Raw genomic sequence first — 13,397 nt, forward strand, 5'->3', positions numbered from 1 at the left:
GCTCCGGTCCTGCTCCGTGGGCCCGCCGCCATCGGCCATCCATGGCCGGGGGCGGCTAACCCGGCATCCATGCCGGGTTGCCCACTGCGCAGAACCTCCTCTCGGCTTCTCGAGGGGGCGACTACCGCAACAGCAAAAGCGAGGCGGCCTCTGGGCCGACCTAGGCATCAAGCGGGCGCGCTTCGCTGACTTGATCGTTCACATCCTCTGGAAGCAACACTGATTAATTGTGGGAGCGGGCTTGCTCGCGAAGGCGGACTTACATTCAACATTTATGTCGACTGACACGGCCTCTTCGCGAGCAAGCCCGCTCCCACAGTTGAAATGTTGTCAGGTATGGCATTCGGGTACACCGCCGCTGACCAGACTTGACCGAACCAACATCAGGTCGGCTATCAGGCCGCCTCGCTTTGGCTTTTGATCTGGCTTTTGATGTTGATCTTGACCTGCCCCGTCGGAAGGCCGAACGCAGGTTCTGCGCAGTGGGCACCGCGGCAAGGATGCCGCGGTAGCCGCCCCCGGCCATGGATGGCCGATGGCGGCGGGCCCACGGAGCAGGACTGGAGTGAGGGTATGGCGAGCCTAGGCGAGCCACCGTACGTCAGGGGCGAAAAGCGTTTGGTTACTTTGCGCTTTTCAAAGTAACCCGCCGTAAGGGCGGAACCCATAGTAGTCGTTACCGCAGCAACGGATATGTACACCATCAAAACCTATGTCACCCGACACGCCGCTTTCGCAGGCAAGCCAGCTCCCACAAGGGTCCGGGAACATCCGCAAAACTGCGAGTTAACCCGTCACCCCAAGGTATAACCATTATCAACCTTCCAATCCTGCCCATAAACACCCCGGGCGCCTTGGGACAGTTGAAAGATAATCACATTGGCCACCGCCGACGCATCGAGAAAATGCCCCGGCAGCAGACGCTTCCCAAGGGTATCAGCGACGTCATCAAGCTCCCCATCGCTCAACCCCAGGTTGTCCCACATCGAGGTCGCGGTCGGCCCCGGAGAAACAAGGTTGATGCGCACGTCATAACGCGCAAACTCCACCGCCAGCGTGCGCGCCTGAGCCGCCAGCGCGGCCTTGCTGGCAATGCAGGCAGCCAGGCCGGGAAAGCTCGAACCGGTCAGGAAACTACCGACAAACACCACCGAAGCCGGACTCGCCAACTCACCGCGCAACGCCGCCAGAGTGTTCAACGCCCCGGCACCATTGACCGCCCATTGCCGCTGGAAGGCCGGCATGTCCAGACTGTCAGCCATTTCGGCAATGCCCGCGTTGGGCACCAGATAATCCACCGGCCCCAACGCTGCAGCCCGCCGGGCCAACTCGTAAAGGTCGTCCTGGCAGGTGACATCCCCGGCACACCATTGCAACCGTTCGCCGTAGATCTGCTGCAAGACTGGCAATTCACCGACAGTGCGTGACATCGCCAGTACCTTGACCCCGCGCGGCAACAGCGCGGCGCACAACGCCAGGCCAATCCCGGAGCTGGCGCCGGTGATCACCGCCAGACGATCCTGAAACTCGGTTTGCATCATGTTCTCCTGGGCATCGTTAATGCCAAGCACTGGGGACGTTGTGAGCCCCTATCTTTGAACAGACGCAAAAATACCGACTTGACGGCGATCACTTTTCTCGATGGCTCGCCGATCAATGAGTCGAATGCGACATCGCTGGCTGCTGCTGAAGCACCGCCTGATCGATCTCGCTGAACCGCAGCACACGACCGCCCTCGTCGGCGGCCAGTTTTTCCGCAGCCTGCTGGCTGGAGAAAGACGCCAATACCACACCCATGGCGCCTTTGAGCTGGGTACCGACCACGTAAAACGCATCCTTGGCATCAATCAGATGGGAATCATTGGGTGCGTTCCACGGACTGCGGCCCATGTCGTGGACATACAACCGGGCCTCACCATGATGATTTTCCGGTTGCAGCCACCAACCGATCATCTCCGCCGTGGAGCAGAATTTCTTGATGCCGCTGTGCTCGACCACTTCGCCCTTGGGCCCGGGGAAGCCGTCGATGATCATGCCGCAAACATGGCATTCATCACTGGGATGAAAAGCAGCGGCGGCGTCGCTGTAGGTGGCTTGCACCGGTTTGTCACAGGCCGCCAGCAGCAGGCCGAACATCAGGCCCGCCACGGCACATACCGTCGTCGAATAAAGATTACTCATCGTCAGATGCTCCAAAAACCAAGGTGTGAATTCATGTCGCCCGTCGACGGAACAGCAACCAGGCCAAGCCCAAAGGCACCGCCACCCACAGCAACAGGCACAACCAGAGCATCGAGCCCGGCACAGGCAAATCGCTGCCAAGGGTCAGCACGCCAGCGCTACCGGCGCCGGGCTCGAAACCGGAGAGATTGATCAGGCGATAGATGTCGGCGGGGTTGAGCAGCAGCAACCACGGCAGCACCTTCGGGTTGAACTGCCCTTCGCTGAGCACCAGCAGTGCCAGCAGCGCCAGGTCGAACACCAGCACGAAAAAGAACCACACCCCCAGCGCCAGCCCGGCGGCGGTGGATTTCTCGGCAGACACACTGCTCAGCACATAGGCCAGCCCTAGAAAGCCCCAGCCCAGTAACGTCGACGACAGCATGAATCGTCCAAAAGCCCAGAGCAGCAGGTTCAGTTCGACGTCCTCCACCAGCACCGCAATCGCGAGCATCGCGCAGCCGAAACCGATGAGGGTTGCCAGCGCCAGGATCAATCCGTGACCGACGAACTTGCCGAGCAGGATGTGCCCGCGTCCCAGCGGGTAGGTCAGCAACAGCAGCAACGTGCCGCTTTCGTCTTCGCCGACGATGGCGTCATAGGCCAGCAGCAAAGCAATCAACGGCATGAGGAATGTCGCCAGGCTGGCGAGGCTAGCGATGGTGGCGGGCACCGAGGTGAAGCCCAATTGCCCGGAAGCCGCCGCCCCCAACCAGGCGATGCCGGTCGCCAACACCGCGAACAACAGACTGATCGCCAACAACCAGCGGTTGCGCAAGCCGTCATTGAATTCCTTGCGGGCCATGTTCCAGATCGGGTTCATACGGTCTCTCCACTGGGGGTCGCACCGGCCCGGCCCATGTAATAGCGGTAGATGTCCTCCAGGGACGGCGGGTCGATTTCCACGTCGGCCGGCTCGTGTTCATTAAGCAGTTCGCGCAACAGGTCCAATTTGTTGCCATTGAGCGCAGCCACTTCAAGGCCCTCCACGCCCCAGCGCTGGGTGACGTGCCCGGCGTTGTTCCAGGATCGCTGCAATGGCTCGGTGTGCTTGAGCCCATTGGCGCGGATCAGCGTCGGCAACCCGGCTTCCTCGCGCAAACTGCGCAGACTGCCGAGGGCCAGCAGGCGCCCCTGGGTCAGAATTGCTGCACGGTTGATATGCGCCTCGACTCCCGGCAATACGTGGGAACAGAGAATGATGCTGGTGCCCTGGCTGCGCAGCCGGTCGAGTAACCGATAGAGGTCTTGAGTGGCGATCGGATCGAGGCCGACGGTCGGCTCGTCGAGCAGTAACAAGCGCGGCTCGCCGAGCAAGGCTTGCGCCAGTCCCAAGCGTTGGCGCATGCCTTTGGAATAGGTCTTGACCCGTCGATGCGCCGCGCCCGCCAGGCCGACTTCCTCCAGCAGCACGTCCACCTGCGCGGGCGCTGCGCCTTTGAGTCGGGCGAAATGCCGCAAGGTCTCCAGGCCGCTCATCTGCGGATAGAAGGTCACGTTCTCCGGCAAATAGCCCAGCAAACGCCGAACCTGCGGATCACTGGGCGTGCGGCCGAACACCCTGACCTGCCCTTCACTGGCCTGAAGCAGACCGAGCACCAGTTTCATGCTGGTGGTCTTGCCCGCGCCGTTGTGCCCGAACAAGCCGAGCACTTCACCTTCGCCCAGGCTCAGGTTCAACTGATGCAACACGGTGGTGTACCCATAGCGCTGGCTGACGCCTTCCATGTCGATGACGTTCATGCGGTGGGCTCCTGTGTCAGGGGTTGGGTGGTGGGATTCATCAGCGGATGGCTGTCCAGGACGCCGGGCGATTTCATCACCGGAAAGGCCCGTTGCACCCAGCGCAGCAATTCGATCCCGGGGCTGTTCATCAACAGCCGCACCTGCGGGTACAGCCACAGCAGGCGGTCGACGTTGTCGTTGGGTTCGTAGGCGATATCGCCCAGGCCATCGTTGTTGCGATCCCAGCCCAGGTAATCGCTCCAGTAATTGCCCCGGCCACCCGCCGACCACTCCTGCAAGCGGGTGGCGACGTATTTGACCTGCCGTTGGTTGCCGACAAACGCGTTGTCGGCGATGCGGTTGTCTTCGGAGCCGGCGGTGAGGTGAATGCCCACGGCGCTGTGCTCGAAGTGGTTGTGTTCGATGCTGTTGAACAGCGAGTTGTAGATGAACAACGCCTTGCCCTCAGCGCCGCTGATCATGCTGTCGCCGGTCGAGCCGTCGCGCACGTCCGTGACGAAGTTGTCGCGCAAGGTTGAATAGGTGATGTAGTTCATCAGGATGCCGTAGTTCTGATCCTGTTCGGAGCGGTTGCCGATCACCGTGAGCTTGCGGCTTTGCATCAAGGCGTAGCCAGTGCGGGTGCGGCGGGTGGTGTTGCCGATCAGGCGGTTGTCGTTGGCGAACATGTAATGCACGCCATAACGCAGATCTTCCAGGGTATTGCCCTGCAGCAGGTTGCCGTTGGAGGTGTCGATGTAGATGCCATCGCGGGTGTCGCGCACCTGATTGCCAATGACCCGGGCGCCATGCACCGCATACAGATGAATGCCGTTGCCGCGATCCTGAGAACGCATCGTTGGATCACCCTGAATACGGTTGTCGATCAGGCTCACATCCTGAGTGCCGTCGACCCAGATACCGAAGCCCTTACCCTTCAGGCGATTGCCTTTAATCACCGCGCCATGGGCTTTGGGCTGGATAAACACCGCTGCATTCATGGCCGTGAGGTCGTGGCCCCAGTCCACAAAGGTGCAGCCCTCGATGCCGACATCCGGCGCACTGATGATCAAACCGTTGCCCTGCCCCTCGCCCTGAAATACCGCGCCCGCCTCGCAGACAATCTGCATCGGTTGATCGACGCTGAACGAGCCACGGTACTCGCCCGCCGGCAAGTGCCAGCGTTGTTCAGCGTCAACCCGCAACGGCAACGTGGTGATCGGTTGCACCGCCAGCGCACTGCCGGACATCAGCAAGAGCGCAAACGCGATCACCTTGATCGGATTGCGCTTGATATCGGTCATCGGCCCGCTCCCGTCGAATGCCAACCGTCAGGCCCGCTCGACCTTCATGCGGCCGACCATTTCCATGTGCAGCGCATGGCAGAACCAGCTGCAGTAGTACCAATGCAGGCCGGCCTTGTCGGCGGTAAAGGTGATGGACGAAGTTTGCTGCGGGCTGATCTCCATGCTGGCGCCATGATTGGTCATGACGAAACCGTGGGTCACGTCTTCAATCTGGTCGATGTTGGTGATGATCACAGTGACCTCGTTGCCCTGCTTGACGGTGAACTCGGTCAGACCATAGGCCGGCGCCATGGAGGTCATGTAGACCCGTACATGATTGCCGTCGCGGATGACCTTGTTGTCAGTCTCCAGGTTGATCCCGTCTTTCTTGGCCAGCTCCACGGTGGCGGCGAAAAACGGGTCATTGCGGCTCCAGATCTTTTGGGTCTTGATCTGGTCCCGGCGCGCCAGGATGCAATCGTGAGGTTCGGCAAACGCAGGGCCGTCATGCACCAGCTTCATCTCGTCGCCGGAAATATCGATCAATTGGTCGTTCTCCGGGTGCAGCGGCCCGGTCGGCAGGAAGCGGTCCTTGGAGAATTTGCACAACACCACCAGCCACTTGCCATCCGCTTCACTGGTTTCGGTCAGCGAGGCGTGGTTGTGGCCAGGCTGGTACTGCACGTCGAGCTTCTGCTTGATGTAATTGACCTTCTCGCCCTTGTAGGCACGAATCGCTTCCTCCATGTTCCACTTCACCACCTGGCTGTCGATGAACAACGTGGTGTAGGCGTTGCCGCGACCGTCGAAGGTGGTGTGCAACGGGCCCAGGCCCAGTTCCGGCTCGGCGACGATAACCTCGCGCGGGTCCTTGAATTTATCGGCGAACAGGTCGTCCAGCCGGTCGATGGCAATCATCGATACCGTTGGCGACAGCTTGCCATTGGCAATGAAGTACTTGCCATCGGATGAGGTGTTGAGGCCGTGGGGGTTCTTCGGCACCGGGATGTAGCGAGTGAATTCGGAGTCCTTGCCATCGGTTTTACGACCGTCGACCACCGGCACTTTCGAGTCTTCCAGGGTGATGAATTTGCCGGCCTTGATCGCAGCCTCGATGCGCGGGATGTTGAACACCACGACCCAGTCGCGCTCGTTGCGCATCATGCCGCCAAGGTCGTAAGCCTTCTCCGAGTTGTAGCAGGTGGACGCGGCGTACTTGCCGGTGTAATCGGCGTCGGAGTTGTCCAGGTTGCCGTCGACAATCACCTGGAAAGCCATCTCCATTTTCTCGGCATCGATGGCGTTGAACATGGTGAAGCTGTTCTTGTCTTGCAGGTCGAAGGTGCTGCCGTCATTGGGGTGCGGGATGACGAATTCGGCATTGGCGAACACGTACTGGGTGTAAGGCACTTTTTGCAGACGCAGGCCGTGAATGGCCTGCACGTTCGGCACGGTGAGAATCTTGTCGCACTTCATGATGTCCAGGCGGATGCGCGCGACCCGGGAGTTGGCCTTGTCGTTGATGAACAAGTACTTGCCGTCGTACTTGCCATCGGTCATGGAGATATGCGGGTGATGGCAATCGCCATTCTGGAACTTCGCACTGTCGCCCAGGATCCGCTTGCTTTCGTTGGTCAGGCCCCAACCGGTGGCCGAGTCGACGTTGAACACCGGAATACGCATCAGCTCACGCATCGACGGCACACCCAGCACCCGCACTTCGCCCTGATGACCACCACTCCAGAAACCGTAGTATTCGTCCAGCTCACCGGGGCCAACATGGATTTTTGCTTGCGCATCCTTGACCGCGGCCGCCCACGACTCGCGGCTGAACACTGCGCCGCCCAACGTCGTGGCACCCGCCAGCACCGCACCGGTGACGGCGCTGCTGCCCAGAAAACCGCGCCGACTGAGTCCGGTCTGTTCTTCTTCCTGCACCGGTTTTGTGGATTCTGTGTCAGTCATGTTGCGTACTCCTTGAAGGGATAAAACGGTCACTGCGGACGTGCGCTCGCGAGCTTCATTCAAGAGCCGTCACTTCCACGACAGGTATCAGTTGCACCGCCACGGGCGCCGGTTTGCCGCGCTTCTTGCGCTTGTTGATCAGCGGCGGGCATTTGTCTTCGTTGTGGTAGGTCATCTGGCAATCGAGGCAGTAGTGGCACTCGTTGGCATTGATCCGGCCATCAGGATGAATCGCCTGGATCTCGCATTCCTTGGCGCACAACTGGCAGGGGCTGCCGCATTCCTTGCGGCGCTTGAGCCAGTCGAACAGGCGCAATTTGCTCGGGATCGCCAGCGCCGCGCCCAAAGGGCAGATGTAGCGGCAATAGACTTTGCGCGTGAAAATGTTGATCACCAGCAGCGCCACCGCGTAGAGCACGAACCACCACTGGCGGTCGAACTTGAGGGTGATGGCGGTTTTGAAGGGTTCCACCTCGGCGAACAGCTCAGCGGTGGACATCGATTCCAGGGAAATGCCGAAAAGCAGCAGCAAGATGATGTATTTGATCGCCCACAGCCGCTCATGCACCGCAAAGGGCAATTCGTACTGGGGAATTTTCAACTTGCGCGCCGCTTCGTTGATCAACTCTTGCAAGGCGCCAAACGGGCACAGCCAGCCGCAGAACACACCACGGCCCCACAGCAGGATGCTCGCGGCGGTAAAGACCCAGAGCATGAAGATCAGCGGATCGGTGAGAAACAGCTCCCAGCGAAAGTGCTCGAACAGCGCATGAACAAAGGTCAGGACATTAACCACCGACAATTGCCCCAAGGCATACCAGCCCAGAAAAACCACGGTAAAAAGCAAGTAGCCACGACGCAGCCAGTGCAGAAAGCGTGGCCGGCGGGTGAGTTTGTCTTGCAGGAACAGAATGGCCGTCAGCAGCAACAACGCACTCGCGAGGACGGCGATCTGGAAGTGTTTCTGGTACCAGATGTTCAACCATATCGGCCGGCTGGCTTCCTCGATGGCCGCCAGCTCTTCGGCACTGGGCGCGGGTCGCTCAAGGTAGGGCTCGGGCAGTTGATAAGGCAGTTCGAAGCTGCTGAAGGTGCCGCTGACCGGTCCCGTCTGACGCCGCACCAGGAGCTCCAGGGACCAGGGCGATCCCGGATCGAATCCGGCTGGTTTGCGGACAATGAAAATCGACATTTCATTGAACTCGGGCATGCCCTTGGCAAACACGTCGGAGAGCCGCTGATGGTCCATGTCACGAAAGCTGATGACGTTGCCGAACTGGCGCAATTGCACCCGATCGAAAATCCCGCCGCGCACATAACCCGAGCCTTTATAGGAAAACAGCCCACGACCCAACACCACGATGGCCTGCTCGCCGGGTTTGAGTTCCTGCATGAGGAAGCGATATTGATTGTCGCCCAGTAACGCTCGGCCAATGGTCGGTGGGTTCAAGTCGGCGGTGTACAGCTCGATAAAGGTGTCATCGACTTGATCCGGGCCGGCGTTGTCGACGCCTTCGGCTTCGGTGCCCTTGAAGGCTGCATCGACTTGTCCACGGGTCAGGTTCAACCGACGAATGGCGCCGTTTCCGGTCAGTTGCTCCCAGGTGGCGGGCTCGTAAAAGTCCTGGCGCACGGTGGCGGGTTTGTTCACCACCCCGCCCTTGTCCTCGATCAGCTTCAACGATACGGCCACCTCATGGGCGGCACGCATGATGACCTCATTGACGACCATGGCGGTGACGGTTGCGCCGGCGATGGCATCCACGGTGACCGCGCTCGGGTCGCTGGAATGGCCTACGACTACCCGCTGGCTGACCTTGATCCCTTTGTATCGGGCGCTGAAACCGTGGAGTTTTTCTTCGGGAATGCCGATCAGCAGAATCGGTTCGTGGTGCTCCAGCACATAGGCGTCCTGAATCACCCCGGCGGTGTCGAGGATCACCTGGGTATTGATGGGTTTGCCCGAGTAGGCCGGAATGTCCACCACATCCAGGCTCTGGAACACATAACCGATGACCTTGCCGGCGGCGGACAGCGTGCGCACCTTGAACTTGCCTTCGGCTGCGGACACCGAATCGGTTTGCGGGAAGACCTTCTCGATGCGCTGCTGCTCGATGTCGCCGTATGACTTGGCCTGCACCGTCGCGAACGCTGCGATCATCAGCAAGACCATCACCACCAGCCCGACGCTCCAGATGCGCAGGTTGCCATGTGTCGAAGGCTGATGGATTGTCATGAGCTCGCTGATTTCAAAGGGGCTTGCGGCAATGTTAGGGAGCGCTGTGTGCCCCGCCCTTGATTGAAATCAACTCGATAAAATTCCTCGCACCAGAGCGCCCGAAGCCTCAAACGGTGCGGGAAAACCGGCCTTTTTGCTCCCCTCCCAGATAGGCGTCAAATGCCATCGCGGCACTGCGCATCATCAAATGCCCTTGCGGCAACAGCACCAACTCGTCGCTGTGAATCTGCAACAGTCCGTCACGCACCTGCTCGTCCAGTTGCGCCAGCGCATCGGCAAAATACTCGGTGAAGCAAATGCCATGACCCGCTTCGAACTTGGCGAAATCGATCCTGCCGTGGCACATCAGGTCGCTGATCACTTCGCGGCGCAGCAAGTCATCGGCGCTCAAGCGATAACCACGATGCACCGGCAACAAACCTTGATCGATACGGGCGTAGTACTGCGAAAGCTCCTTGACGCTCTGGCTGTAGCTGTCGCCGACCTTGCCGATCGAAGACACTCCCAGGCCGATCAAGTCGCAGTCGGCATGGGTCGAGTAGCCCTGAAAATTGCGTTGCAGGGTGCCATGGGTGCGGGCCAGCGCCAGTTCGTCTTCCGGCAAGGCGAAGTGATCCATGCCGATATAGACATAACCGGCTTCGGTCAGGCGGCGGATGGTCAACTCCAGCAACTCCAGCTTGCGCTCCGGTGGCGGCATGTCCGCCGGGCGAATCAGCCGTTGCGCGCGCACCAGCTCGGGTAAATGGGCGTAGCTGTAGGCGGCAATCCGGTCCGGACGCAGGGCGATGATCTTGCCGAGGGTGACGTCGAAACTGTTCACCGTTTGCAGTGGCAGGCCGTAAATCAGATCGACGCTGATCGACTTGAATTGCGCCTCGCGCGCCGCCGCGACCAGCGCGTAGATCTGTTCTTCACTTTGCTGGCGATTGACCGCGGCTTGTACGTCGGGATCGAAGTCCTGCACGCCGAAGCTCAGACGATTGAACCCCAGTTGGCGCAGCGACTGGATCTGCTCGGTGTTGATGGTGCGTGGATCGACCTCGATGGAAAACTCATGGTCATCGCTGTCGTCCATGTCGAACGCCTGGTGCAAGCAGTCCATCAGGCCCGCCAGCTGTTCACTGGTCAAATACGTCGGCGTGCCCCCGCCCAAGTGCAGCTGTGTGAGTTTGCGCGTGCTGTCGAACAACGCAGCCTGCATCACGATTTCACGCTTGAGGTACGTCAGGTATTCGACGGCCCGATGGGTTTTCTGGGTAATGATTTTGTTGCAGGCGCAGTAGTAGCAAAGGCTCTTGCAGAACGGAATGTGGATATACACCGACAATGGCTTGGGCACCGCCGCCAGATTGCTGTCGGAGGCGGCACGCTGATAGTCGTCAACGGCAAACGCCTGATGAAACTGCGGCGCCGTGGGATAAGAGGTATAGCGCGGCCCGGGACGGTCATACTTTTCGACCAGGGCTCGATCGAAATCGAATGCAGGTTTCATGATCAATCAACTCGCAGGTGGGTTAATGCCTTGCACTGCCCGAATCCTTTTCAAACAGGTTGCAGATGGCATCCACTTCCGGCCGGCCGGCGGGAAGAATGCTGATGAAACGGTCCGACAATTCAATCAACCCGTCGCGACTCAATTGCTCCAGCAATGGCCAGACAGATGCAAAGTACTTGGAGAAAATCAGCCCATAGCGCCGCTCGATGGCGCGGATATCCAGCTCTTGATCACACGCCAGTCGCTCCATGACCATGTGCCGTATCTGATCCCCCGCCTCGAAACGCCAGCCACGAGACGTCGGCAATTGGCCCCGGTCCAGCTGTTGCTGATAACGCTCGATGGCGTCGGTGTTTTGCGTATACAAATCGTCGATCTGACTGATAGCCCCCAAACCGAAGCCGATATGGTCGCAATAGCCGTGACGGGTAAAACCGTCACACGTGCGACGTAATCGGCCGCGCTCCTGAGCGATCGCCAGATCATCGTCGGGCCGCACAAACTGCCCCATACCGATGTAGTGATAGCCCACGGCGATCAACTGTTCGAAGGCGATCTGGCGCATCGCGCCTTTATCGTCCTGGCTGCACAGTTCTCTGACCTGGTCGCCGAGCATCGGCCGATAACGGCGTGGTGGCCGGGCATAGTCGAACACCATCAGCCTGTCCGGCTCCAGTTCAATGATCGCCGCCAGCTTCAACGCGAAGCTTTCTGGCGTTTGCCAGGCATGACCAAAACCCAGATCGACATTGATCGATCGATAACCAAAGGTGCGGGCGGCATCGATCAGTGAATGAATGGGGGCCGGGTTCTGGTAGCAGGCCACCGACATGTCACAGTCGGTGTCGATATCCGGAACGCCAATGCTGACATGATTGAATCCCTGGTTGCGCAACGCACCCATGGTCGACCAATCGGTATGGTGAAGGTCGACATCGACGCTGTAGTCGCCGCACTCATGCTCGAGAAAGTTGAATCGATCACGCAGGTGATTCATCAGGCGCTCGAGATGAGCGATGGTGGGTGTTCCGCCGCTCAGGTGAAATTGTTCGACCCGTTGCTCCGCTCCCAGATGACAACCGACGAGGTCGATCTCCTGTTCCAGGCGTTGAAGGTACTGTTCGATTTCGCCGTGCTCGCAGGCGACATCGCGCGGGGAACAAAAGGATGGCGTGAGGCTGGAAGGCAGCTGCACGTTCAGGGCTATCGGGCGTCGTTTCTGACGACTGATGCGCAAGGCACGAAGCAAATCCAGAGAGCCGATGCCGTCATGAAACTTTTGCGTGTCGGCATGGCAGTTGGGGTCGAGTACGCCCTGATCGCACCGAGCGATCAGATCGCCGGGGGCGTGAGAAAAATCGAGCATGACAGGTCTCCGAGACTGGCTGCGGATCAACAGTGTCCGGGATTGGCGATCAATGCTCCTTGACTTGTATCAAGCGCAAGCCAAGTGCTTGCAGGACAGACCTTGGGGCAAGGCCGCTCACCACGTCAGGTAAAACATCCCCTTGGCCAGCAGCACAATGACGACCATATGGCAGAACACACTGCCATGGATGAAATGCAGGTATCGAGCGTTCATTCGGCCGCTTTTGAACAGAAACATGGCGGCCAGGAAATGCAGCAGCACGCTCACGGCGACCATGATTTTCAACAGCAACAAGGTGCTGAACGATGAGGCCATTGGCGTTGCAAGGACGGGCAAATAGCGCAGCCAGACCATGCCCAGCCCCGCGCCGAACAATACCAGTAGCACCCACGGCATCAGGGTGCGGGCTCGGCGACCAATACCCTCCTCGACCAGCAGCATCACTTTGGCGGGCAACTGTTTGCGGATGCTTTCCAAAAAAAGGACTTCAAAGAACACCGTGCCGATAAAGATCAGGGCGGCAAACAGATGAAAGGTTAGAAACAGCGGATAGAGCATGAATGTTCGCCCTCCGTTCAGCTGTCGGTTTCTCCGGAGAATACAGAGCAGCTCGACTCAGGCGATTGACATCAATCAAGAAACCCGCGAATCCGCGCCGCCAGGGGCCGCGCCACACCGATACTGTGCGGCGCGATCAGCCAGGCTATCGAACACAAGTTCGACTTCGCACCATTCATCGACAATACTCAATAATCGAAAGTACCTGCCGATAGTCAAAACAATGCCCCGGCATTAGGGGATTTTAGAACGTGTAGTAATGGGTTCAAGCTTATGAAAGATATCTATCTGCTGATCGAGCATGGAATGGATCAGGGCGAAGTTTATGTACTTGGCTGGTTCGATGATGAGAAAAGGGCCAAGGAAGTGGCCGAGGAGAAGGAGTGGGAGGTGTACCGCGCCAGCTTGAAAACTGAGCATCCCTGGTCAAATCACAAACCGCTGGCGCCAGACCAGACTAAATATCGTCGTTTCTGGATCAAAGAGATTTCCAGATTTGATCACGTCCCGGTTCCCAGGTCCTCAGCGGTTCATTGA

11 protein-coding genes are annotated in these 13,397 nt (G+C 59.2%); 1 reads left to right on the forward strand and 10 read right to left on the reverse strand.

The window, feature by feature from the left end; all coding sequences use genetic code 11:
- Nucleotides 1-794: 794 nt before the first annotated feature.
- The 10 genes from F6R97_RS04645 to F6R97_RS04690 form a co-directional block, all read right to left on the reverse strand.
- On the reverse strand, nt 795-1,538 hold the full coding sequence (locus F6R97_RS04645) for an SDR family oxidoreductase (RefSeq protein WP_315866136.1): 744 nt from the start codon (nt 1,536-1,538) through the stop codon (nt 795-797).
- Nucleotides 1,539-1,653: 115 nt separating this feature from the next.
- Complete coding sequence (locus F6R97_RS04650) at nt 1,654-2,181, reverse strand: nitrous oxide reductase accessory protein NosL (protein ID WP_315866137.1); 528 nt, start codon at nt 2,179-2,181, stop codon at nt 1,654-1,656.
- A 31-nt stretch (nt 2,182-2,212) separates the two neighbouring features.
- Nucleotides 2,213-3,043 (reverse strand): ABC transporter permease, encoded by an 831-nt coding sequence (locus F6R97_RS04655; RefSeq protein WP_030130697.1) that lies wholly within the window; start codon nt 3,041-3,043, stop codon nt 2,213-2,215.
- Nucleotides 3,040-3,963 carry an ABC transporter ATP-binding protein gene (locus tag F6R97_RS04660; RefSeq protein WP_038982762.1) on the reverse strand — a complete coding sequence of 308 codons (924 nt, stop codon included), beginning with the start codon at nt 3,961-3,963 and terminating at the stop codon, nt 3,040-3,042. Before F6R97_RS04660 ends, F6R97_RS04655 begins: the two co-directional genes overlap by 4 nt.
- Entirely contained in the window at nt 3,960-5,249 is a 1,290-nt protein-coding gene (locus tag F6R97_RS04665) for a nitrous oxide reductase family maturation protein NosD (RefSeq protein ID WP_038982763.1), read from the reverse strand. Before F6R97_RS04665 ends, F6R97_RS04660 begins: the two co-directional genes overlap by 4 nt.
- A gap of 27 nt (nt 5,250-5,276) precedes the next feature.
- Complete coding sequence (gene nosZ / locus F6R97_RS04670) at nt 5,277-7,196, reverse strand: TAT-dependent nitrous-oxide reductase (RefSeq protein WP_038982764.1); 1,920 nt, start codon at nt 7,194-7,196, stop codon at nt 5,277-5,279.
- Between the two features lie 55 nt (nt 7,197-7,251).
- Nucleotides 7,252-9,432, reverse strand: coding sequence for a transcriptional regulator NosR (gene nosR / locus F6R97_RS04675; RefSeq protein WP_315866138.1), 2,181 nt, complete (start codon nt 9,430-9,432; stop codon nt 7,252-7,254).
- A 109-nt stretch (nt 9,433-9,541) separates the two neighbouring features.
- On the reverse strand, nt 9,542-10,930 hold the full coding sequence (hemN, locus tag F6R97_RS04680; protein ID WP_315866139.1) for an oxygen-independent coproporphyrinogen III oxidase: 1,389 nt from the start codon (nt 10,928-10,930) through the stop codon (nt 9,542-9,544).
- Between the two features lie 22 nt (nt 10,931-10,952).
- Complete coding sequence (locus F6R97_RS04685; protein WP_315866140.1) at nt 10,953-12,299, reverse strand: coproporphyrinogen III oxidase; 1,347 nt, start codon at nt 12,297-12,299, stop codon at nt 10,953-10,955.
- Nucleotides 12,300-12,416: 117 nt separating this feature from the next.
- Complete coding sequence (locus tag F6R97_RS04690; protein WP_038982768.1) at nt 12,417-12,860, reverse strand: CopD family copper resistance protein; 444 nt, start codon at nt 12,858-12,860, stop codon at nt 12,417-12,419.
- A 273-nt stretch (nt 12,861-13,133) separates the two neighbouring features.
- Between F6R97_RS04690 and F6R97_RS04695 the strand changes: the two genes are divergently transcribed.
- Entirely contained in the window at nt 13,134-13,397 is a 264-nt protein-coding gene (locus tag F6R97_RS04695) for a hypothetical protein (protein ID WP_048396972.1), read from the forward strand.

It is taken from the genome of Pseudomonas sp. JV414, assembly GCF_032424305.1.
Taxonomy (GTDB): Bacteria; Pseudomonadota; Gammaproteobacteria; order Pseudomonadales; family Pseudomonadaceae; genus Aquipseudomonas; species Aquipseudomonas lini.